Origin of the sequence: Intestinimonas butyriciproducens, assembly GCF_004154955.1 — a bacterium.
In the GTDB taxonomy this organism is placed as follows: domain Bacteria; phylum Bacillota; class Clostridia; order Oscillospirales; family Oscillospiraceae; genus Intestinimonas; species Intestinimonas butyriciproducens.
Genome location: NZ_CP011524.1, coordinates 1662543 through 1684918, shown reverse-complemented (window position 1 = coordinate 1684918; position 22376 = coordinate 1662543). Strand labels below are relative to the sequence as shown.

Annotated in this window: 25 protein-coding genes and 1 tRNA gene; 12 read left to right on the top strand and 14 right to left on the bottom strand. The window is 54.1% G+C overall.

Features of this window, described 5'->3' with window-relative positions; translation table 11 throughout:
* Positions 1–22: 22 nt before the first annotated feature.
* The 5 genes from SRB521_RS08470 to spoIVA all read left to right on the top strand — a co-directional run bounded on the left by SRB521_RS08470 (position 23) and on the right by spoIVA (position 7019).
* Positions 23–751, top strand: a complete 729-nt coding sequence (locus SRB521_RS08470) for a Stp1/IreP family PP2C-type Ser/Thr phosphatase (RefSeq protein WP_033116718.1) — start codon at positions 23–25, stop codon at positions 749–751.
* Between the two features lie 20 nt (positions 752–771).
* Positions 772–2853, top strand: a complete 2082-nt coding sequence (gene pknB / locus SRB521_RS08465) for a Stk1 family PASTA domain-containing Ser/Thr kinase (protein WP_075703851.1) — start codon at positions 772–774, stop codon at positions 2851–2853.
* 8 nt (positions 2854–2861) lie between these two features.
* Entirely contained in the window at positions 2862–3758 is an 897-nt protein-coding gene (rsgA, locus tag SRB521_RS08460) for a ribosome small subunit-dependent GTPase A (RefSeq protein WP_116721681.1), read from the top strand.
* Between the two features lie 239 nt (positions 3759–3997).
* Positions 3998–5524: a DUF3794 and LysM peptidoglycan-binding domain-containing protein gene (locus SRB521_RS08455; protein ID WP_075703853.1), complete on the top strand. Its 1527-nt coding sequence runs from the start codon at positions 3998–4000 to the stop codon at positions 5522–5524.
* A gap of 16 nt (positions 5525–5540) precedes the next feature.
* On the top strand, positions 5541–7019 hold the full coding sequence (gene spoIVA, locus SRB521_RS08450) for a stage IV sporulation protein A (RefSeq protein WP_033116714.1): 1479 nt from the start codon (positions 5541–5543) through the stop codon (positions 7017–7019).
* Positions 7020–7085: 66 nt separating this feature from the next.
* Here the strand turns inward: spoIVA and SRB521_RS08445 are convergent, their stop codons facing one another.
* A complete protein-coding gene (locus SRB521_RS08445) occupies positions 7086–8048 on the bottom strand; it encodes a DUF6179 domain-containing protein (protein ID WP_116721680.1) in 963 nt (320 codons plus the stop codon).
* Positions 8041–8496 carry a DUF6323 family protein gene (locus tag SRB521_RS08440; RefSeq protein WP_033116712.1) on the bottom strand — a complete coding sequence of 152 codons (456 nt, stop codon included), beginning with the start codon at positions 8494–8496 and terminating at the stop codon, positions 8041–8043. The genes SRB521_RS08445 and SRB521_RS08440 overlap by 8 nt, the downstream gene beginning before the upstream one ends.
* Before the next feature lie 253 nt (positions 8497–8749).
* Between SRB521_RS08440 and SRB521_RS08435 the strand changes: the two genes are divergently transcribed.
* Complete coding sequence (locus SRB521_RS08435) at positions 8750–9571, top strand: formate/nitrite transporter family protein (protein ID WP_075703855.1); 822 nt, start codon at positions 8750–8752, stop codon at positions 9569–9571.
* A 4-nt stretch (positions 9572–9575) separates the two neighbouring features.
* On the opposite strand, the gene SRB521_RS08430 is transcribed toward SRB521_RS08435, so the two are convergent.
* Positions 9576–10196, bottom strand: a complete 621-nt coding sequence (locus SRB521_RS08430) for a Crp/Fnr family transcriptional regulator (protein ID WP_075703856.1) — start codon at positions 10194–10196, stop codon at positions 9576–9578.
* A gap of 98 nt (positions 10197–10294) precedes the next feature.
* Between SRB521_RS08430 and leuC the strand changes: the two genes are divergently transcribed.
* The 5 genes from leuC (at position 10295) to SRB521_RS08405 (ending at position 14807) form a co-directional block, all read left to right on the top strand.
* Positions 10295–11572, top strand: coding sequence for a 3-isopropylmalate dehydratase large subunit (gene leuC, locus SRB521_RS08425; RefSeq protein ID WP_075703857.1), 1278 nt, complete (start codon positions 10295–10297; stop codon positions 11570–11572).
* Positions 11569–12054, top strand: a complete 486-nt coding sequence (locus tag SRB521_RS08420; RefSeq protein ID WP_075703858.1) for a 3-isopropylmalate dehydratase small subunit — start codon at positions 11569–11571, stop codon at positions 12052–12054. Before leuC ends, SRB521_RS08420 begins: the two co-directional genes overlap by 4 nt.
* Positions 12051–13127, top strand: coding sequence for a 3-isopropylmalate dehydrogenase (leuB, locus tag SRB521_RS08415; RefSeq protein ID WP_058117708.1), 1077 nt, complete (start codon positions 12051–12053; stop codon positions 13125–13127). The genes SRB521_RS08420 and leuB overlap by 4 nt, the downstream gene beginning before the upstream one ends.
* A gap of 152 nt (positions 13128–13279) precedes the next feature.
* Complete coding sequence (locus SRB521_RS08410) at positions 13280–14080, top strand: type III pantothenate kinase (protein ID WP_242848452.1); 801 nt, start codon at positions 13280–13282, stop codon at positions 14078–14080.
* A gap of 97 nt (positions 14081–14177) precedes the next feature.
* On the top strand, positions 14178–14807 hold the full coding sequence (locus SRB521_RS08405; RefSeq protein WP_033116705.1) for an ECF transporter S component: 630 nt from the start codon (positions 14178–14180) through the stop codon (positions 14805–14807).
* 67 nt (positions 14808–14874) lie between these two features.
* On the opposite strand, the gene SRB521_RS08400 is transcribed toward SRB521_RS08405, so the two are convergent.
* Complete coding sequence (locus SRB521_RS08400) at positions 14875–15528, bottom strand: HAD family hydrolase (RefSeq protein WP_116721679.1); 654 nt, start codon at positions 15526–15528, stop codon at positions 14875–14877.
* Positions 15529–15648: 120 nt separating this feature from the next.
* On the opposite strand from SRB521_RS08400, the gene SRB521_RS08395 reads away from it, so the two are divergent.
* Complete coding sequence (locus tag SRB521_RS08395; RefSeq protein ID WP_075703861.1) at positions 15649–16203, top strand: amidase domain-containing protein; 555 nt, start codon at positions 15649–15651, stop codon at positions 16201–16203.
* On the opposite strand, the gene SRB521_RS08390 is transcribed toward SRB521_RS08395, so the two are convergent.
* The 10 genes from SRB521_RS08390 to SRB521_RS08355 all read right to left on the bottom strand — a co-directional run bounded on the left by SRB521_RS08390 (position 16200) and on the right by SRB521_RS08355 (position 22376).
* Positions 16200–17228 (bottom strand): tyrosine-type recombinase/integrase, encoded by a 1029-nt coding sequence (locus tag SRB521_RS08390; protein ID WP_075703862.1) that lies wholly within the window; start codon positions 17226–17228, stop codon positions 16200–16202. The two genes, SRB521_RS08395 and SRB521_RS08390, sit on opposite strands and share 4 nt — an antisense overlap.
* 86 nt (positions 17229–17314) lie before the next feature.
* Positions 17315–18049, bottom strand: coding sequence for an ATP-binding protein (locus SRB521_RS08385; RefSeq protein ID WP_116721678.1), 735 nt, complete (start codon positions 18047–18049; stop codon positions 17315–17317).
* 432 nt (positions 18050–18481) lie between these two features.
* On the bottom strand, positions 18482–18649 hold the full coding sequence (locus SRB521_RS16325) for a hypothetical protein (RefSeq protein WP_165816283.1): 168 nt from the start codon (positions 18647–18649) through the stop codon (positions 18482–18484).
* A gap of 16 nt (positions 18650–18665) precedes the next feature.
* Positions 18666–18815 (bottom strand): hypothetical protein, encoded by a 150-nt coding sequence (locus SRB521_RS16130; protein ID WP_165366608.1) that lies wholly within the window; start codon positions 18813–18815, stop codon positions 18666–18668.
* A 135-nt stretch (positions 18816–18950) separates the two neighbouring features.
* On the bottom strand, positions 18951–19475 hold the full coding sequence (locus tag SRB521_RS08380; protein WP_129868837.1) for a hypothetical protein: 525 nt from the start codon (positions 19473–19475) through the stop codon (positions 18951–18953).
* Positions 19476–19642: 167 nt separating this feature from the next.
* Entirely contained in the window at positions 19643–19855 is a 213-nt protein-coding gene (locus tag SRB521_RS08375; protein WP_033116701.1) for a hypothetical protein, read from the bottom strand.
* On the bottom strand, positions 19855–21075 hold the full coding sequence (locus tag SRB521_RS08370; RefSeq protein ID WP_129868836.1) for a hypothetical protein: 1221 nt from the start codon (positions 21073–21075) through the stop codon (positions 19855–19857). The genes SRB521_RS08375 and SRB521_RS08370 overlap by 1 nt, the downstream gene beginning before the upstream one ends.
* 25 nt (positions 21076–21100) lie before the next feature.
* Positions 21101–21175 (bottom strand) — tRNA-Thr (locus SRB521_RS08365).
* Entirely contained in the window at positions 21148–21852 is a 705-nt protein-coding gene (locus SRB521_RS08360; protein WP_165816282.1) for a rolling circle replication-associated protein, read from the bottom strand. The genes SRB521_RS08365 and SRB521_RS08360 overlap by 28 nt, the downstream gene beginning before the upstream one ends.
* A gap of 257 nt (positions 21853–22109) precedes the next feature.
* A complete protein-coding gene (locus SRB521_RS08355; protein WP_129868834.1) occupies positions 22110–22376 on the bottom strand; it encodes a hypothetical protein in 267 nt (88 codons plus the stop codon).

Here is a 22376-nt window from a genome sequence, read left to right as displayed (position 1 = left end):
AGGGCGAAAGGACTGGTTCAATATGAACATATGGGGTATCACCGACACAGGTGTGGTCCGGGAACAAAATCAGGATTACTATCATATCGAGCTACTCGAGGAGAATGTGGGACTTGCCGTCGTCTGTGACGGTATGGGTGGCGCCAAGGCCGGCAATGTGGCCAGCCATATGGCGGTGGAGACCTTTCTCGAAACGGCCGGGGCGCAGCCGCCAGAACAGTGGAAAAATGAACCGGAGGCTGTGCTTCACTTCGCTGCGGAGCAGGCCAACCAGGCGGTCTACTTCCGCGCCGGTATCGACCCCGATTGCCGCGGTATGGGCACCACGATGGTAGCTGCGCTTGTGGTGGAGCAGACGGCCTATCTGCTGAACATCGGGGACAGCCGGGCATATCTGATTCGACCTGACGGCATCAGTCGCCTTACCCGGGATCACTCCGTGGTGGAGGCCCTGGTGGCCAGGGGAGAGATCACCCCAGAAGAGGCCCGGCAGCACCCTCAAAAAAATCTCATCACCAGAGTCTTGGGGGCGGAAGCCAAACTCCGCGCCGACCTGTACCGCCAACAGCTCAGTCCCGGAGACGTACTGCTCCTCTGTTCGGACGGGCTCATCAACGTGGTCACCGACCAGGAGGTCCTCTATGAGGTCCTGCACGGCGGCCCGGCTGAGGACTGCTGCCAGCGCCTGCTGGATATCGCACTGTCCCGGGGCGCTCCGGACAATGTGACCGTGGTCCTGCTTCAGATGTAACCTAAGGAGGATACCGCTTCATGGATCAGTACATAGGGAAAATGCTGGATAACCGGTATGAGATACTGGAGGTCATCGGCACCGGCGGCATGGCGGTGGTCTACAAAGCCCGCTGTCACCGGCTCAACCGCTTGGTGGCCATCAAGATCCTCCGGGACGATCTGGCAAAGGACGCTGAGTTCCGCCGCCGGTTCCACGATGAGTCCCAAGCTGTGGCGATGCTGTCCCATCCCAATATCATGGCCGTTTATGACGTGAGCCGTTCCTCCGACGTGGAATATATCGTGATGGAACTTATCGACGGCATTACTCTCAAGCAGTATATGCAGAAGAAGGGTGCGCCCCTCAATTGGCGGGAGGCACTCCATTTCATTACCCAGATCATGAAGGCCCTGTCCCATGCCCACAGCAGAGGCATCATACACCGGGATATCAAGCCCCAGAACATCATGGTCCTCCGGGACGGCAGCGTCAAGGTGGCTGACTTCGGGATCGCCCGGCTGGCTTCCGCTGCTCAGAATACGCTGACGCAGGAGGCACTGGGCTCCGTCCACTATATCTCGCCGGAGCAGGCGAGGGGCAGCCGGATCGACGCGCGCAGCGATATCTATTCCGCCGGCGTCGTTCTCTATGAGATGCTTACCGGACGGCTCCCTTTTGAGGGGGATACCCCTGTCTCCGTGGCCATTCAGCATATCAACTCAATTCCGTTGCCTCCCAGAGAGCTGAATCCCGATATCCCCGAGGCCCTCGAGAGCATCACGATGAAGGCTATGGCACCCAATGTGGAAAATCGCTATGCCAGCGCCGACGCCATGCTCTCTGATTTGGAGGAATTCCGCAAAAATCCCAGCATCAATTTTGAGTATACGCCTTCCGACCTCTTTCCTACACCAGGCGTTACTGACGAGCCGACTCAGATCATTGATACGCACCGGCGAAAAGCTTACGCCCCAGCGTCCCAGGAATCCCCTCGTAAGGCGGCGCGCGGAGAACAGCGCAAGGCGGAGAATGACGACGACCCGGAGGAATACCGCAGCTCTGCCAGAAAACACAAGGACCAAGGCGGTGGCATGTCCGTCCCGCTGGCAGTGGCGTCTATCCTAGTGTTTGTGGTCGGGATCGGCGTTCTGCTGTGGGTCATCTTCTTCAGCAATATTTTTGCCAGCACGACTACCTATACCGTCCCCAAAGTGACAGGGATGACGCTGGAAGAGGCCCGGGAGGACCCGGATGTGGTCGGGCGATTTACCATTGTAGAGGGAGAAAAAGTGACCAGCGATACGGTGCCGGCTGGACAGATTGTCTCCCAGGAACCAGCGGCCCACCGCCAGGTAGGAGAGGACGGCCTTACCATTACGGTCAACATCAGTGCCGGTACCGAGACCATCACCATGCCGCCCGTAGTGGGTAAGGAGTATCGCGAGGCCCTGGTAGAACTGCAAAAATATGGACTGCGCCCCACAGAAACGCAGTATGAGGCCTCTGAGACCATTACAGAGAACTATGTGATCCGTACCACGCCCGCTGAGGGAACGGTCGTGGTGCCGGGCGACGATATCCTTGTGGTGATCAGCTCCGGTCCTGCGGTCAAGCCGGTGACGATGCTACCCGTTGTGGGCCAAATGGTGGACGACGCCAAAAAGACACTGGAGGAGGACCTGCACCTGTCGGTAAAGGTGGTCACGATGGACAGCGACAAGCCCGAGGGTCTGGTCCTGTACCAGAGCATCGCGTCCGGCACAGAGGTGGACGAGGGGACTACTGTGACCCTTCAGGTCAGCAACGGCTCCGGCACATCCTCCGGAGAGACGCCCAGCCCCAGCGAGAGCACAAATCCTGGCAGCAGTTCCCAGCCGGAAGATCCCTCTGTCAACGGGAATCTCAAGTCAAAAGATGTGGAGGTTTCTCTGCCCAGTGACGGTGAGCCAGGGGATATCGTCCAGGTCCGCATTTCCGGGAAGGATATCGACCAGTCTAAGAGCGCCGAACGCCGGGTTGGAAATGTTCACTTTACTGTGTGGGGAACCGGAACACAGGAGATAAAAGTCTACATTGACGGCGATTTTATCGGTACTGTGACCGTCAACTTTGACACCTGACGAATCATATGGATGAGGGAATCATTTTAAAAGCGCTCAGCGGCTTCTACTATGTCTACGACGGCACAGGGGACTTGGTGACCTGCCGCGCGAGGGGAAAATTCCGTCACCAGAAGATCACGCCCCTGGTGGGAGACCGGGTGAGATTCACCCGGCTCTCCGGGAGCGAGGGTGCTCTGGATGAGATATTTCCCAGGAAAAACCAGTTCCAACGTCCAGCAGTTGCCAACATCGACCAGCTGGTGATTGTGGTCTCCGGTGCCATACCCATCACCGATCCCTTTCTAATTGACCGTGTGGCGGCGATCGCAGACAACAAAGAGGGCTGTGAAAGTCTCATCTGTATCAATAAGTGTGATTTGGATGCGGCCGACATGCTCTATCAGATCTATACCGCGGCTGGGTTCCACACTCTGCGGGTCAGTGCTGAGACAGGAGAGGGCATCCAGGAGCTTTCTGCTGCAATCGCAGGAAAGGTTTCTGCCTTTACAGGAAATTCGGGCGTTGGGAAGTCCAGCATTCTGAACGCGCTGGACTCAGATTTTCACCTCCAAGTGGGAGAAGTCAGCGAGAAGCTGGGGCGTGGGAGGCATACTACGCGGCATGTCGAGCTCTATCGCCTAAGGAATGGGGCGATTGTAGCCGACACTCCCGGCTTTTCCTCCTTTGACACGGAACGCATGGAGTCCCTGAGAAAAGAATCGCTGGCCCATGCTTTCCGGGAATTTCGGCCCTATCTTGGAATGTGCAGATATGCCGGCTGTGCACATGTAAAGGAAAAAGACTGTGCAATATTGCAGGCCCTTTCCGAAGGGAAGATCCCACCCAGCCGCCATGAGAGTTATGTCCGCCTCTATGAGCAGGCAAGGGAGATCAAGGACTGGGAGCGAGTTACGAAACCATAAACATACTGCCATATACTTTTGCACACGCAGCGCCTTCTTCCGCGTATACTGGTATAGCGATACCAGACCACGTCGGAAGGAGGCGTTTTTGTTGAAGATCGTTGTAGTACGTTCCCCGAAGTGCCTGTGCGGCATTTTGAAAGCGCTGTTTGGACTGCGCTGAAAAAATGAAAAGATGTCATAGCGGCGAGACCTTGTACATATGCTCCCTGTAGAATCAGTACAAGGAGAGGAACGCTATGGAGCTGGAATGTAAGACCACCCATCTCAACTGTTACGATACCGTTCTGGACACCACCCTGTATCAGGAGGAGACCCTGGAGAGCATTGTCCCCGACGCCTGCCCGGATATCCTGCGCATCGTGGATACCGAAGCGGTGGTATGTCTCAAGAGCAAAGAAGCCCAGGAGGGGCGGATCGAGGTGGCCGGAACCGCCCGGTGCGCCGTCCTCTATGTCCCCGATGGCGCCGAAGGGCTCCGGCGGATGACCATCAGTATCCCTTTTACCTGCTCCGCAGAACACGCCGGTCTGGGGAGCAGCTGTCGGCTGATGGCCGTCCCCCGGGTCCAGGCGGCGGATGCCCGCAGTCTAAACCCCAGAAAAGTCCTCACCAGAGTGAGTCTGGCCGTGGAGGTCCAAGTATTCGCCCCCAGAACCGCCAGCTTCTGCGATGGGGTGGAGTGCGAAAGTGCCGCCGGAATCCAGCAGCTTGGCGAGACCCAATCCGCTTGCCTGGTCATAGCTGTGGAGGAAAAACCCTTTACATTTTCTGACGATCTGAACCTCTCAGGCTCCAAACCCACGATGGAAGAACTCTTGAAGAGCAGGGTGGACCTCCGCTGCAGCGAGTCCAAGATCATTGGAAACAAGCTGATCTTCAAAGGGGAGGCGGAGCTGCAGCTCTTGTACCGTGAGCCCTCCGGCGCGATCTGTCCGGCCAGCTTTGAACTGCCCTTTTCCCAGATCATGGAGGTCTCTGGTGTAGAGGAGGACGCTGACTGTACCCTCCAGGTGCTCCTCACGGGCTGTGACTGCAGCCTGGATGGAGGAGAGGGGCATACGGTCGCGGTCTCTCTTGCCATGCTGGCCCAGGCAGTGGTACGCGAGGAGCGGCAGATCGCACTGCTATCCGATGTCTACAGCACGGTCTACGAGCTGAACGCCGAGCGCCGCCCCTATACCTTCTATCGCCTTATGGAGCACACAGAGCGCAGGGTCATGGTAAGAGAGATTCTGGAGACGGTCACACCGGCCCGGGAGGTCTGCGATGTCTATGTGACCGTGGGCGCTGTGAGCCAGAGCCGGGAGAGGAGCCAGGTCAATCTGTCAGCGGAGACCACTGTCAACGTGGTTTATCGCGGCGAAGACGGAAGCCTCTGTACGGTCGCACGGACGCTGCCCTGTTCCTGTTCGGTGGAATTGGCGGAGGGGGCTTCCTGCACCTGCCGCTGTACGTGTCCCGGAGAACGATTTGCCACCCCAGCGGGCGGAGGCATAGAGGTCCGTTATCCTTTGGATTTCCGCTATCTGGCATTGATGCCGCATAACACGACCGGAGTATCCGATATCCGTCTGGATGAGAGCGCACTGCGCAATACCGCCGGTCAGCCCTCCATTGTCCTGCGGATGGTGGGCGAGGGGGAACGGCTCTGGGATATCGCCAAGGCCTACGGCACGACGATGGACGATATCGTTCAGGCCAACGCCTTGGGTGAGGACGTATTGCCCATGGGTCAGTTGCTGCTCATCCCCAAGAAGCGGTAAAAAGGAGGAATTTCCAGTGGAAGATCGGAACATTTACGAGGATATCGCCCTGCGCACGGAGGGTGATATCTACATCGGGGTGGTGGGCCCGGTGCGGACGGGCAAATCCACATTCATCAAGCGGTTTATGGAGACCCTGGTGATTCCCCATATCGACAACGTTTACCGCAAGGAGCGGGCACGGGATGAACTTCCCCAGAGTGGCTCAGGGCGCACCATCATGACTGCTGAGCCGAAATTTGTCCCGGAGGAAGCGGTGGAAATCGCCATGGACGGAGGCGCCAATCTATCGGTCCGTCTCATCGACTGCGTGGGCTACATGGTCCCGGGTGCGGCGGGACAATTCGAGGACGATATGCCCCGGATGGTCACCACGCCTTGGTTCGACCATGAGATTCCTATGACGGAGGCGGCGGAGATCGGCACCCGAAAGGTCATTGCGGAGCACTCCACCATCGGCATTGTCATCACCACCGACGGAACCATCACGGATATTCCCCGAGAGGACTATCTGGAAGCGGAAGACCGGGTCATTTCTGAATTGCAGGAGCTGGGCAAGCCCTTCTTGGTGCTGCTCAACTCGTCCAGCCCCAAGTCGGAGCGGGCACGGGCCATCCGAAACGATATCGCCGCTCGGTACGACGTGACATGTATGGCGGTCAACTGCCTGGAGCTGGACCAGGGCGATGTGGCGGATATCATCAAAGCGGTCCTCTATGAGTTCCCCCTCAAGGAACTGGACCTGTCCCTTCCTCCCTGGGTGGATGCCCTTCCGTACGATCACCCCATCAAGAGCGGTCTGTACGCCGCGATCCGTGAAAACTCCGCTGGGATGCGTCGTATCCGGGATGTGGAGCAGGCGGTGAGCGCCATTGGCGCCTGCGAGGGCGTCAGCAGCGCACGGATTAGCGGTATCCAGCTCGGTACCGGCTTGGCGGCGGCAGATCTGGACCTGCCCAGGGGCCTTTTCTATGAGACATTGTCCAACCAGTCCGGCTTTACCATCCAGGATGACGGGGACCTGATGGAACTTCTGACCGAGTTGGCTGGTGTCAAAAGCGAGTATGACAAGGTAGCCGCCGCCCTCCAAGAGGTGAGAGAGACCGGCTATGGTATCGTGGTCCCCACCACCGATGAGCTCCATCTGGAGGAGCCCGAGATCGTCCGTCAGGGCGGACGCTATGGCGTACGCCTGAAGGCCAGCGCCCCGAGCATCCATATGATTCGGGCCGATATCGAAACCGAGGTCTCTCCCATCGTCGGGAATGAGAAACAATCCGAAGAGATGATCAATTATCTCCTTCAGGAATTTGAAGGGGATACAAAGGCCATCTGGCAGTCCAACATTTTCGGAAAGTCCTTCCATGAGCTGGTCAGTGAGGACCTGAACACCAAGCTCAAACGGATGCCGGAGGATGCCAGAAGCAAGCTTCAGGAAACTCTGCAGCGCATCATCAACGAGGGGTCCGGCGGTTTGATTTGCATCATCTTATAAAGTTATCGGATTTTAAATTCATCCGGCCCAGAGGCGCGCCCCTGGGCCGGATCTTTATGCCCTCCTCTATCGTTCGGCCAAGAGATGAATCATTTGTTTGATTGAGGCAACGCTTATAGAAACGGCCTCTCGGAGCATCGCCTTCGACGAATCCCCCAGTGACGTCTGGAGGGAGGCGTAGGACAGGATCTTTTCCAATCCCTCCAGCAACAGTCTGCGGTCTTCCGTCGCACCGCTCAACCGCTCCCATGCCCGCTGCGCCTCTTCCTTGGAAAAGGTAAGACTGTACAACTCCCCACCGCCCAATCCGCAGGCCAGCGCACAGGCAAGGACCGGTTCGCACAGATTGCAGACCATGCTTTTCACCGTCTCTCCATAATCAATGGCGTGCAGGGAGAGAACACGGGAGACCGCTCTCGGTTCAAATGCTTGGCACAGGAGGTCCTCACTGTGGATGCGGCCCAGATAGAGACGGATAAAGTCGAGTCCCTGATATCCCTGCGGGTAGAGAAGGGGAGGATAGTCCGCCGTGATGGAAATGCGGTGTGAGGTGAATGCAGGACGGTATCGTTCGAAAAAAGCGGGGATTCCGTCCCGCAATGTGGAATTGTAGAGCTCGTTTTCTGTCGGAATCCTGTGCTTCATCACTTGGCGATAAAATTGCTGGGTGGACCGAAGCTGAATGATAAGCTTCAGGCTGCCTCTGCGGTAACCTTCCGCGAGGCTGGTCTCCAAAAGTGCATGCAGCGCATCCTCTGGATCGGGAAACTCTTTCAGCCATATGCCAAGCGTAAAGAGGAGGGAACGGCTCAATTCTTCCGCTGTCTCGACGGGTACTGAACTGCCGGATCCTCCGGTATAGGTCCCACAAGTCTGAGACAGAAGCGCGAGAAACTCTCCCTGCATCCTGAGAAGATCATTTTGCGTGAGGAGTCCGTGATCCAGCGAAACGGAGAGCAGCGTGTCAAAATATCGCCTCTCATCCAGACATTCCCGCCGCAGGACACGCTGCGGCTTCAGATCAGACATCCTGGTCCTCCTCGCATGCGCCTGAACGCAGCCTGTGGGCCAAGCGGTAAAGCGCGCGGCCGCCCAGAAGTTCCAGTGAACCGCCGCAGGGACCGTCAAATGCAGCGCGCATATAGCGGATCAGACCGTCGTCTGTGACACGCTCCCCGGTCTCGCTCTTATAGAGATAAAAAAGCTCCACCAACTCGTTCAAAGTTTCCGCATAGGTCTCTCTGCTGAGATAGGGAGAGGAGCAAAATGCCTCTGCGAGCTTTCCTATCATGCCCGCACCGAACTCCACCCTGCCGCAGGCATGAAGTGCTCTGGAGCGGGTCTCCGCCAATTCCAGAGCCTGCTGTTTGGTGAGTTGCAGGCCAAACGGAAGAGAATGCCTGTTTGAGTGCAGGATTTCTTCCGCAGCCTGTTCCTGAAGGAGAAAGGATGACATTTCGTACCACATCAGCGCCATAAAACCACCCCGTTTGAAAAGAGTAACTATAGATATACACCTGTGCCGGACTTGGGACAAGACTTGAATTTTAGTCGGATTTGTGGTATGATACAAACATAAAAGGGCGGGAATTTTTCAAATTCCCGCCCTTCATCCTTCTATTTCCCATATCTCAATTTTATTACTGTCCTCAGTCAAAGAGGAAAAGCCGGGATTGCAATCTCCTGTCGATTCAGGTATGCTTATTGAGAATTCCTTCTGGAGGTGCGTCGTGAATCTGTTTACACCTATTGAAACCGTTGAAAACTATGCTGCCGCCGGAGTCGCCAAGACACAGGCCCCCGCTTGGAGGCTCCTGATGCTGGGCATACTGGCGGGGTTTCTCATCGCTATGGGCGGGGCCGTCACCAATACCGCCGGACACAGTATCGCCAATGTGGGGCTGTGCCGGCTGGTCTCAGGATTGCTCTTCCCCTTTGGTCTTGCTATGGTGATCCTCACCGGCGCCGAGCTTTTTACCGGAAACACGCTCCTTTTTCTCTCTGTACTGAATCAGAGGACCAGCGCAGCGAGAATGCTCCGCAACTGGGGGCTGGTGTACCTCGGAAATTTTGCCGGTGCGCTGGCCGTGGCCGCCGGTTGTGCCTTTTCCGGTCAAATGGACTACTCCGCTGGTGGACTGGCGGTCTTTACCATAAAGGCGGCCGCCGGAAAGTGTGCTCTGACCTTTGGAAACGCCGTTCTCCTCGGCCTGTTTTGCAATGTACTGGTCACCCTCGGGGTTCTCCTCTCTCTGACAGGGCAGGACCTCACCGGTCGGGTGCTAGGCGCCTATCTGCCGGTCGCCTTTTTTGTAATCTGTGGTTTTGAGCACAGCATTGCAAATATGTTTTATATCCCGGCGGGCCTTTTTGCGCGGAGCATCCCGCGATATGCCGAGCTGGCTGCCAGGGCGGGGCTGGACCTGACCGCGCTTACCTGGGAGAATTTCCTGCTTCGGAACCTGCTTCCCGTCACGCTGGGAAATATTCTGGGCGGTATGGCGGTTGCCCTTGTCTTTTGGCTGTGTCACTTGAGAGGGAAGAGCGGGTGACCTCCTAATCCTCCCTTTGGCTTGCAAAGTCGATGAGCGCCCCGCGGTCTAGGATTCTCATAGAGCGGTAACCGGTCTCCAGAAAGCCGCGACGGGCAAACTCGCTCAAAACCCGGCTCACCGTCACCCGGCTTACGCCCACGGCGGCGCCCAGCTCCTCATGGGTGCAGTGCAGGGTGCCGTCCGTCTCTTCCTGGAATGTGAGGAGACAGCGGGCCACCCGGCGGTCCGCTTGGAGGAAGGACATATTATCCACGTGGCTGGAGAGCATCCGCACCGTGCGGGCCAGGTACTGGAGCATCGGGAGAGCCAGACTCGGGTGAGCACGGAAGATGCGGTCCAGGCGGTCGCGGTCCACCGAGACCACACGGCATTCCGTGACCGCCACAGCGGAGGACACCCGGGGACAAGCGTCAAAAAAAGATGCCTCGCCCATCAGGTCTCCGGAGCGGTGGGTGGCAAGTACCCGCTCCCCGCCGGATGCGGAGCTGATATAGCTGCGTGCCTTACCGGAGAGCAGATAATAGAACACATCCGCTTCCGTGCCCTGAAGGTAGATGAGCTGCCCTGGCGCATAGATCCGCGGCGTCTGGCCCTCAGCCAGTGGGGCCCAATGATACGCCATCTTTTTCACCTCTTTTTTTTAATTGTATCACACTTTACATTCTTTTTCTACCACAGGCTTCATAATAAAGACAATCAAAAACAAGGAGGGACCCAAAGATGGGCATGACCATGACCCAGAAGATTCTGGCAAAGCATGCGGGACTCGCTTCTGTGACGGCAGGGCAGTTGGTCGAGGGCAGGCTGGATCTGGTGCTGGGCAACGACATCACCACACCGGTGGCTATCACGGAATTTGACAAGGCGGGGCTTACACAGGTGTTCGACCGGGACAAGATCGCCATCGTCCTGGACCACTACACTCCCTGTAAGGATATCAAGGCGGCGCAGCTCTGCGCCCAGGCCCGAAGCTTTGCCCAGCGTTTTGGGATCACACACTTCTATGACGTGGGGCAGATGGGAGTGGAACATGCCCTAATCCCCGAGAAGGGGCTGGCCGCCCCCGGTGAGGTCATCACCGGAGCCGACTCCCACACCTGTACCTATGGCGCCCTGGGCGCATTCTCCACCGGTGTGGGCTCCACCGATATGGCCGCCGGCATGGCCACCGGTCTTGCCTGGTTCAAGGTTCCCTCCGCCATCAAAGTGACCCTTACGGGAAAGCCGGGAAAGTATGTCAGCGGAAAAGACGTCGTGCTCCATCTTATCGGTGAGATCGGCGTGGACGGCGCGCTCTATCAGTCCTTGGAATTTGCGGGAGACGGGGTGGCGGAGCTCACCATGGACGACCGCTTTACTATCGCCAACATGGCCATCGAGGCAGGGGCTAAGAACGGCATCTTCCCGGTGGACGCCAGGACCAGGGCCTATTTGAAGGGCAGGGTGGACCGCCCTTGGGAAGCCGTAGAGCCCGATGCCGACGCCGTGTATGAGCGCGAGGTGATCATTGATCTCTCCGCGCTCCGTCCCACCGTGTCTCTTCCGCATCTACCCTCCAATACCAAGACGGTGGACGAGGCGGCTGGTATGTCCATTCAGCAGGTGGTCATAGGTTCCTGTACCAATGGTCGGCTCAAAGATCTTCAGGAGGCCGCCGATATCCTGAAGGGCCGGCAGGTGGCAAAGGGCGTACGCTGCATCGTCATCCCGGCTACCCAGCAGATCTATATGGACGCCATGGCCCAGGGCCTCATCCAGACCTTTATCGAGTCCGGCTGTGCCGTATCCACCCCTACCTGCGGACCCTGCCTGGGCGGCCATATGGGTGTGCTGGCGGACGGTGAACGGGCAGTCTCCACCACAAACCGGAATTTTGTGGGCCGCATGGGTCCGGTGAGCTCTGAAATCATCTTGGCCAGCCCCGCGGTAGCCGCCGCCTCCGCCGTGGCCGGCATCATCGCAGATCCTGAAACCGTGATGGGAGGTACACAGGCATGAAAGTCTATCGCTATGGGGACAATGTGGATACCGACGTTATCATCCCCGCCCGTTATCTGAATGCGCCGGATGAAAAATCCCTGGCCTCGCATTGTATGGAGGATATCGATGCGCAGTTCGCCGGAACGGTGGAGCCGGGCGATATCGTGGTGGCCGGGGCCAACTTTGGCTGCGGTTCTTCCCGGGAGCATGCCCCTCTGGCCCTGAAGGCCTGTGGCGTAAAATGTGTGATCGCGGCCTCCTTTGCCCGCATTTTCTACCGCAACGCCATCAACATTGGCTTTCCCATTCTGGAGTGTCCGGAGGCCGCAGCGGCCATTCAGGCCGGCGACACGGTAGCTGTGGACTTCGGGACCGGCGTCATCACGGATGAGACCCTGGGGAAGACCTTCCAGGCCGCGCCTTTCCCCGCGTTTATCGAGGAGATCATCGAGGGCGGGGGACTGCTCAAGTCTCTGAAAGCCCGGGGGGTGGCAAAATGAACTACAAAATCGCATTGATCAAGGGCGACGGCATCGGGCCTGAGGTGGTCGGCGAGGCCGTGGGAGTGCTGGAGGCCGTCGGGAAGCGGTTCGGGCATACGTTCGATTTTGTGGACGTGCTGCTGGGCGGCTGTGCCACCGATGCGGTGGGGAAGAGCTACCCAGATGGGACTGCAGAGGTCTGCCGGGCTTGTGATGCCGTCCTCCTGGGCGCGGTAGGCGGGCCCAAGTGGGGCTCCGACAAACCGGCTGAACAGCGGCCCGAAACAGCGCTGCTGGCCATTCGGAAGGACCTGGGACTCTATGCAAACCTGCGTCCCGCCACACTGCGCTCCGCTATGGCCGGTGCCTGTCCCCTGAAAAAGGAGACCGCAGAGAAGGGGATCGACCTTATGATGGTCCGTGAGCTCACCGGCGGCGTCTATTTTGGTAAGCGGGACCGGTATCAGACAGAGGACCGGGGCGTGGAATGTACCGATCTTATGGCCTATTCCGAGAAAGAGATCGAGCGCATTGGGCGCCGCGCTTTTGAGCTGGCCCGCCTCCGCCGCGGCAAGGTCTCTTCGGTAGACAAGGCCAACGTACTGGAGACCTCCCGCCTGTGGCGCTCCGTCATGCACCGGTTGGCCGGGGAGTATCCCGACGTCGCATATGAGGATGTGCTGGTGGATAACTGTGCCATGCAGTTGGTCCGTGATCCCGGACAGTTTGATGTGGTGGTAACAGAGAATATGTTCGGGGATATCCTTTCTGACGAGGCGTCTATGGTCACAGGTTCTATCGGGCTGCTGCCTTCGGCTTCCATTGGAGATGCCGCTCCGGGCCTTTATGAGCCGATTCACGGCTCTGCACCGGATATCGCCGGTCAGGATAAAGCCAACCCCATCGCCACCATTTTGTCTGTGGCGATGATGTTCCGGTACTCCTTCCAGTGTGCGGAGGAGGCCGCCGCCATTGAACACGCTGTGGATGCTGTTCTGGCGGAGGGCTGGCGCACTCCCGATATCGCCGAACCGGGTGCTGCCGCCATTGGGACCCGCGAGATGGGACGTCTCATTCGAGAGCACATCTGAATGAATCGAGCTGAGAGGCGGGCCGTTATGGCCCGCCTCTCAAAGCGTCTGCTGGATCACTTGCGGATGTGCCGGTATTTTTAAACAGCGGGAAATCCCTTGCATATTTGTGCTGTCTCTGATAAAATCCTAGTTGACAACGGAGAAGGAGCGTGGCAGAATTGGTTTTGGCAATCGACATTGGGAATTCCACAACGACAATCGCCCTGTTCGGACCAGATGGGAAGCCTGCTTTCCGCTCCGATACTGCGACGAGACGGAATACGACGCGCGACCAGTTTGCTATCGTGCTCAAGGGTATTTTTGACCTGTATCATGCCGACCTCACCGCGATCGGCGGGGCCGTCATCTCCAGTGTGGTGCCCTCTGTGACTCATGCCGCCAGCGCCAGTGTGGAGCTGCTCACCGGAAAGCCACCCATGATGATGAGCCCCGGACTGAAAACAGGACTTAACATTAAGTCGGATATCCACACTCAGATGGGCGGCGACATTGTGGCCTGTTCTGTGGCTGCGATTGACAAATATCCTTCTCCCGTCATTGTAATCGATATGGGAACGGCGATTACTATGTCGTTTCTGCGGGGCAATGTCTATGAAGGCTGTGTTATTATGCCAGGGGTCCGAGTGGCGCTGGAGGCGCTCTCGGAGCGCGCAGCCGCGTTGCCCCACATTTCCATTACGCCTCCGCCCTCGATTTTCGGACACAATACAGTGGATGCCATGCGAGCCGGCGTACTCTACGGAAACGCCAGCATGGTGGATGGAATGATCGGCAGATTGGAAGAGGAGGCCGGGATATCCTCCGCCGCTGTAGTCGCAACAGGCGGAAATGCGCCCGACGTTTTAAAATATTGCAAAAGAGACATTCTATATGATGCCGACCTGCTCATGAACGGGCTCTATCTGATTTATCGGAAGAACACCGAAGGGAAGGGCGGACGCAAAATTTAATATCATGTTTCTCTTGTGCTCAACGGCTGCATGCCGTGGGTAAATAAATTGCGCTGCATCCCCGCCACAGGGGAGCGGTAGCAGGAGGGTTCAAACCATGGAAAAAGCAGTATCCCACTCCCGTACCCATTATGATACCAGGCGGCTGGTACGTATGGCTGTCCTGGTGGCCATCATTTTTTTGCTGGCCTTTACACCTCTGGGCTATTTGGTGATCGGGCCCATAGCCGCCACCACCATTCAAATGCCCGTCATCATCGGTGCGGTCCTCATGGGGCCGACTGCCGGTGCGATTCTGGGTGGCTTTTTTGGACTGTCTGCGCTTTTAAAGGTCATCACCATGCCCGGCGCAGATCTCTTCGCCACCACCATCATGACCTACAGTCCCTTCCTCTATATTGTCATCGCCATGATTCCCCGTATTCTGATGGGGTGGCTGGCCGGGCTGCTGGCGGTCGGTCTGAAAAAAATGTCGTTTGACAAAAGCGGTATGGTCGGCTACGCTATTACAGGCTTTGTAGGTTCCATGCTCAATACGATTTTCTATCTGGGCGCGCTATGGCTGCTGGCCAGCAATGTCGTTGCCACTTATTATGGTATTGACGTAAGCGGCGTAGGTGCCATGGTGATGACGGTTGCGACCACTGCCGGTATTCCGGAAGCAATCGTATCCTGCATTGTTGTCGCAGCGGTCTCTAAAGCGCTCTCAAAGTCCCTATTCAAGTAAACAAAACAGTGGCGGTATAAACATCCACCCCTGACGTGCACTATGCACGTCAGGGGTGGATGTTATTTTAGTATACCAAAAGCTTCTGTAGTTCCAAAGGGGAAGGGATGACCACGGACGCCCCATGCTCTATTAAAAAGTCTCTACTGCGAAACCCCCAGGAGACAGAAATACAGGGGAGTCCTGCATTTTTGGCGGTCTGAATGTCTACGTCCGAGTCTCCCACATAAACTGCGCGGCCCGGATCGGCATCAAGGCACTGGAGGCAGCACTCCACAAGATCTGGAGCCGGCTTTTTCCGGATGCCGGCCTGCTCTCCAACGGCAACAGAGAAGATATCTCCAAAATATTGCCTGCAGAGCCCCTTTACTGCACCGTCAAATTTGTTGGAGACCACACCGATTCGGCAGCCTGACTGTTGAAGTGCGGTCAACAGTTCCCGAATTCCAGGATAAGGTTCTGTTTTACAGCTCATATGGTCGAGATAATAGTGTCTGAACAGTGCCAGACACCGCTCTTCGCAAAACTCCGATGTCCCGTCCGGCACAGCTAGATGGATCAGCCGTGCTACGCCATTTCCAACAAACGCTCGGATCTCTTCCAAGCTGCGTGCTGGAAAGCCGCTACTCACCAAAGCGTAGTTTGTACTCTCGGCCAGGTCTTGCAGGGTGTCCAGAAGCGTCCCGTCCAAATCAAACAGGACGGAATCATATAAAAGCATATTTTGTTCCTCTCTTTCTGAGCGCCCGTACTATTCAAAGATGGGAGGGAACTTGAGAACATTGCGTGGGCCGAGACATAGAATGTAGCGAAAACACTCGTGTGGAAGGAGGGACCCATTATGCCCCCGCCCAAGCCTGTTATCCCATACGATCGAAAGGCAGCCCTGCGTTATGCCCATAAATGGGCCTTTGGCCGCAACCCGGCCTATTATGATTATGAAGAGCTAGGAGGGGACTGTACCAACTTCGCCTCGCAATGTCTGTATGCGGGCACAGGCGTTATGAATTTTACCCCCGACCTGGGCTGGTATTATATCGATGCCAATCGGAAGGCGCCCGCGTGGACTGGGGTTCCATATTTTTATAATTTTATCACACGGGACTGGAACGGTCCCGGCCCTTTTGGACTGGAGACAACGCTCGAGAATTTAGAGCCTGGAGATTTCGTACAGCTCCGATTTCATAAAGAGATTTTTGGACATACGCCGATCATCGTGGCCATGGGAGATCCCCCCACATTAGAAAACACACTGATTGCCGCCCACTCCTACGATGCCGACTGGAGACCTCTGAGCACCTATTTCTTTCAGGAGATCCGTTTTCTACACATCCTGGGCGCATATTCTCCAGGGCCGATGGAACCGCCTCCGGAGAACGGAGCTCCTATGTCCTAATCTCTCTTTGGAGGAGCCGGGGGGCTCCTCTTCTTTTTTAATTTCCCCAAAGGATTGGCCTTCGCCGCCACACGCAGATTGTCGTTCTCTACGTGGGTATAAATCTGCGTGGTATTCAAATGATCGTGGCCCAAGACTTCTTGAAGCGTTCGTACATCAACTCCGTTCTGGAGCATCAATGTGGCCGCCGTATGGCGCAGCTTATGGGGCGAATACTGCGCACTGTCCAATCCTGCTGCGGAGAGATGCTTCTTGACCAGCTTTTCGACAGCGGATTTTGTAATTCGGGTGCGACGTTTGCTGAGAAAAAGAGCATTTTTGTCGATTATTTGGCCTTCCGGACCGCGGACGGCCAAATAATCGTCGATGGCTGTTTTACAGGCATCGTTTAAATAGACGATGCGCTCTTTATTTCCTTTCCCTAGTACTCTGAGGGTATCCTCTCGAACATCTGTTAGATTAAGTCCAATCAGCTCTGAAATCCGCAGACCGCAATTGAGAAAAATCGTCAAAATACAGTAGTCACGCTCCCTAAAAGCACCATCTACAGCCTGCAAAAGCGCCACGCTGCCCTCCAAATCCAGATATCGCGGCAGGGTTTTCTTTAATCGTGGGGAATCCAAGTCCTGCATAGGGTTTTCCGGAATCAGTTTTGCCTTATTGGAAAGGTACTTATAGAACGAGCGGATCGCTGCAACCTTTCGTGCGCGGGCCGCCGCACCCAAACCATAGCTGGTCGCAGAACTGTTGGGATGCTGGGCCCGGTCCCGGCTGAGATAAGCCATATAAGAATATACGTCTGTGAGCGTTACCGATGCGACGAGAGACAGATCCACATCCTCAACAGAAATTTCATCAAGCTCCGCACTGCGCGGAACAAAACCGCGTTCAATTTTTATGTAGCGAAAGAAATTCCTCAGATCCAGGTAATACTCATCAACCGTTTTTCGCGAATGACCTTGAATGGTCTCATGATACATCAAAAAATCGCGAAGAATTGGTGGAGCCTCGGCACGATAATCCATAGGTATTTCGGCATACAGATCAAAGAATTCCTCCCTCCAAGTAAACAAAAACTTTATTTTGTTTACTTGGAGGTGACCCCCTACGCCTACCTCCGTTTCCTGAATTTAAGCCTTGGGAACAGTCTAGCACGTTTCACCGGGATTTTCAATTCCGGAACCTTTTCAAAATCCCGATGCTTCAACTCAGGAACCTTGAAGGAATCGAAATACTTAGTATACCTAGGGATGAAAGTAAACTTCCGAGCACCAGCCCAAAACAAAAGCAAAGAATCAAACACAAGATTCTCATCGATTTTACTCGGACTCTGGCCCGTAGCTTCCACCAAAACCGTCTGACGGAGAATCTTCTTTGCATAAGAAAATACGCGCAGTTTCTTAGTAACCAGATACATTTCATCGGCCAAGTCCCTTATCTTCTTATCAACATCAAAAGTCTGACTGGCGAGAATCACCACATGCTGATAATGACGCTGGAGCTTAAAATAGTCCCTTACCTGAGACGAAAAATTCTTGAAATCACGGTTATCCCAGATCATACCAACTTCATCCACGATAATAACTGACCTGGGAGGAAACTGGACAACACCAACATCCTCCGGACGGATATGATATGTACCAGGACAATTTTCTGTAGAATAGACATTCCAACCACGTTTCAGGTAATCCAAAGCATATTTTGTAAGAAGAGTAGACTTACCACTCCCCTTCTTACCAAAGATGAAAATCAGCTTATAGGGATTCACATACTTTTGAGTACACCGGAAGTAAACAAAAACTAAGATAGGGAAAATAACAAACGCAAAAACAGCAAAAACAGTCATCAAAAAGACCTCATCAATCTTTTAATCAAGACAAAGGAAAAGCAGAACAGGAAAACGCCGAAAACTACAAGAAAAAGACTATTATCAGAAAGAGAAAAAGGGAAAAACAATAAATTAAGCAGAGCTTCAACCAAATCCGGTCCATGCATAAAAACACCTCAAATACAGACAGAGGGGCCCCGGCCAAACTAAAGTTTATGGCCGGGGCCCCTCTATACTCAACTCCGAGACAGGAGACGGCCAAAGATACCGATCACGCCGCCGATAAAAAGGAATCCTACCGTAAGCAGGAGCAGGGGTTGAGCAACAATGACACCAGCCACATCAGCAACCGTATCCAGGACCGCAGTTGCAACAGTGCCAAGTTGAGTCAGGAGCGCAGACATAGCGGAGGGAGTTTCTGTCAAAAGACCACCTTTCAAAAATCATATCCTAGCTGCGGGAGAGCAGCCGCCCAAAAATACCGATCACGCCACCGATGAAGAGGAAGCCGACAGTCAAAAGCAGCAGAGGCTGACCCGTGATTGTCGTACAGACAGTAGCAACATAAGTAATAACCGATGTAGCAACTTCCCCCAGAGACGTAAGCAAAGCAGTCATATTCCTATCCTCCCTTCTAATAAAGTTGGCGAAATATCTTCACGACCTTACGCAGAAGCCACAAGGCCAGAACGCCCGTAAGAACCATCGTACCGGTATAGAGGTTAAAAATAGAAGTGAGCAAATCAAAAATGGAACCAACCATCAAAGTGAGATCATCCAGCACACTACTTCCCCCCTATCCAACTGAGCACAGTCCAGAGGACAGAGGAAACAAACTGGAGGAACCACAGGAGCAGGAGACAGCAAAACACATAAACAAGAGGTTCAAACCCCTGAGGGACCTCACCAAGGAGGGCGACTACTTCTTCATAAAGCATACGACAAGGACACCTCCAAGAAGCAAAAGACTAATGAACGGCAACAGATCAGAAACAGAGTAAGTAGGGCTAGGAGAATCAGGCAGAACCAAATTTGACTCTGAGGGAACCAGATAAAGATCATAATACTGATAACTAGAGCCGCTATAAAGCCGATAACGAGGAATAGCAAAGGAACCAAAGGATACATAGTAAGAATCCCCCGAAGAATCATACAAAACACCAGCAAAAGAAGCATCAGAAACATTAAAGAGCCTGCCAGAAGAATCCAGGCCAAGATAACCATCTTTACGGTTAATCGGAAAATAAAGAGAGACCTTGCCCAGGCCAGAGGCCGTACCCTTCACCCAGGCAGAACCATAAAACGGAAAGCCATCACCAGCAGAGGCCAGAGCAGGGGCAGAGAAAACAACCGGCTCAGAGAGATCATAAACCGGATCAGCCTCGGCAGCAGAAGCCGGAACCACCAGCAGGAGCGAGACCAGGACAACCAGGAGAAGCGACATACCTACCACCCTACACACGATAAATCACAGAACGAACGATCAGACCAATAAAAAGACAAGCGAGGATGATCCACATAACAGACACACCAAGAAGCTGAATCGACCCAAGCCAATCAACACAGACCTGGATGAGAGCAATACACCATTCAATCCACTCTGACATAACATCACCTATCGATCAAAAACAGGAAGACCGAGACAGCAATACCGGTAAGGCCAAAAATAGCCAACACCTGTGGGAGCACCAGAAAGACCGTATTAAAAAAGACGAAGGACTGAGAGACCAGGCCAAAAATCGTGATAAGGCCAGTGATAGTAGAAACAATAAAGTTCAGAACCGTACCGATAGCCTGACCAATCGAACTAATGAAAGAAAGCATCAATCATCCTCCCCCTTCCCCCTGTTAAAAGCACCAGAAGCATAAGCGCGGGCGATACGACCGGTCAAAACCAGACAAAGAGCCAAAGTCAAGGGAAACACAAAAAGTATCTTATAATCTCCGAAGGCATACCAGATATCTTGAAAAATACCAGAGACCAACGCCCCAGCAGACTGGAGATCGGAAGGAAACGTAAAATCAGAGATAGAAAGCTGACTCACATACTGATTCATCTTCTGGCCCCAGTCAGTTTCAAGACCTTCCATTTCATCTATCTTAGACTGGGCATTATCAATAATAGTGCCGATCTCAGGAGAACCAGTATAAACCGTCATAAATGGATCTGACTGATCAGCAGAATCAACACCGATCATAAGACGAAGCCCATAAGTAGCACCCTCAGTAGAAGGAAAAACGACCGTATTACCAATACCATCATGTAAATCCGCAGGATTACCGAAAGTTCCATAGATGCGCAAAACGACAGAAGAAATAGCAACAGCAGAATCATAGCGGACAGAAGTCAAATCGAAATAAGCAATATCAGTAGAAAGAGAAACCGGAACAGGAGACAAAGAACGGAGCAGCTCACCATTAACGAGCACGTCAAGACGATAAGGGACACCAGAAACAGAGGGATGAATTGAAGGAGAAACACAACGAAAAACAAAAGCCAATGGAGTATTAAACTCTAAGGAATAAAAACTACCCAAAGACGATATAGGCAACTGATAATCAAAATAACCATCAGTCCAAACACTAGGAGTAGAACCACTATCCTTAATAGCTCCAACACCATAGCCAAAGACACTACCAGCAGTGTAAGAACCGGAAGCAGAAGGCACAGTCACAGAAGCAGAAAATTGACGGAAAAGAGGAAACTCAGATAAAGCAGCCGAAGTAGCCCCCAAAGAAAGATTCTCACCCGCTACAACCCGAAGAATAGAACCATAAGAATTCGTTAAAGTCTGATACAGACCAAAATTGATAGAAGGGAAGCCAGAGTAAAAATCAGAAATAGAAAAAGATGCTATATCCGAATCATCGGACTCCGCAGCATAAGCAGAAACAGACCTGGAAGCCCTACGCATTGTAGGAGTCTCCCCTATTGCGTACATGCCGTAATCATTGCCTACAAAAGACTCCGCATCCCAGGCAAAGCACGTACCAACGAGGAGAGAGGCGGACAGCGACAGAACCACCAACAGACGACGAATCACTTCTACCTCTCCCCTCTTCAAATTCTGGGTGCGGGAGCTGGAATCGAACCAGCGGCCAGTCATGACAAGAGACTAATGTTCACCACTACACCACCCCGCAGAATCAAACATAGACAACTGCAACAGCGCATTGGACATACAAAGAGGAACTGGAGACTCAGGCGCATAACACGGGAGCTGAAGCGGCTCGGCCGGAAGGTAATCCAGCCAGAAAGACCAATCGACATCCTTCACATATCCGGTAGAGCAATACTTTCCATCATTCTGGATAAACTTATCCAAAGCAACACACCGCTCATAGCTATACCCCATAGGAACAGCACGGGCCAGACGAATAGAACAGTAATACATGTGAAGCCCATAGCCTACACACGCTTCGGCCATATCCTCAGTAATATACTTGGTCACATAATGACCAGCGGCGACAGGGTCCTTGATACGGGCAAGACTACAAAAGCCAAATTTATAAGAGCAATCTCCCCAATTCAAAAAACCGCCATCCACCAGATTACAAGGATGAATACCACGAACAAAAGGCGTCAAGCGATCAGAAGGGACGCCACGGAGAAAACCATGAATATGCCAAGCGCCATCTTTATGACGCTCAGGCACTAAGAGATAACGTATCTTACAACGGTACTTCTTGTTATAATCCCGGAGCCATTGAGGGAATACTTTACGAAAAGAGTCCAGGTCATAACGGTCATGCTTAGCCCCATCCAAAGTACAAGTAAAGAAATAATCCCAATCATTACAGATAGCGACCTGAGTGATCACAGACCGGGCACGGGCAATAGCCTGAGACAACTTCTTCTCCGCATCGCCAAAAGCCTCACGAGGAGTCGGAAGACAAGGGATACGAGGCGTATTAAAGCGGATCAGCTTATAATACCCATCACGAAAATACTTGACGCTATAGACTGGACACAACATATAAAAAGCACTCTCCCCGACTTATGTTACAGAGTCAAGTGCCCCACTGGGAGGCCTCAGCCTCCCGGGAGCACCGCGGAGAATGCATGTCATCACGACGTTCATTCACGCAGACGGTCAAACATGGACCGCCGTACCTTGATCCCATGCTCACGGCACAGGTCCAACAATTCAGTGTTCACTACTACCTCACAGCGATAGAGGAACTCAGTATGGTTATAGGAGGCCCGGAGAGCGTCCAATTCCTTTTCAAGGGATTCTATCCGGGCACGGAGGGAAAGGACCTCCTGGGAGTCCGTGAGGCTCACAGAGAGGCTTACAGGCCCCTCCCCCACCCTGTCCACCAGCCGGGACAGAGCAGAGACCAA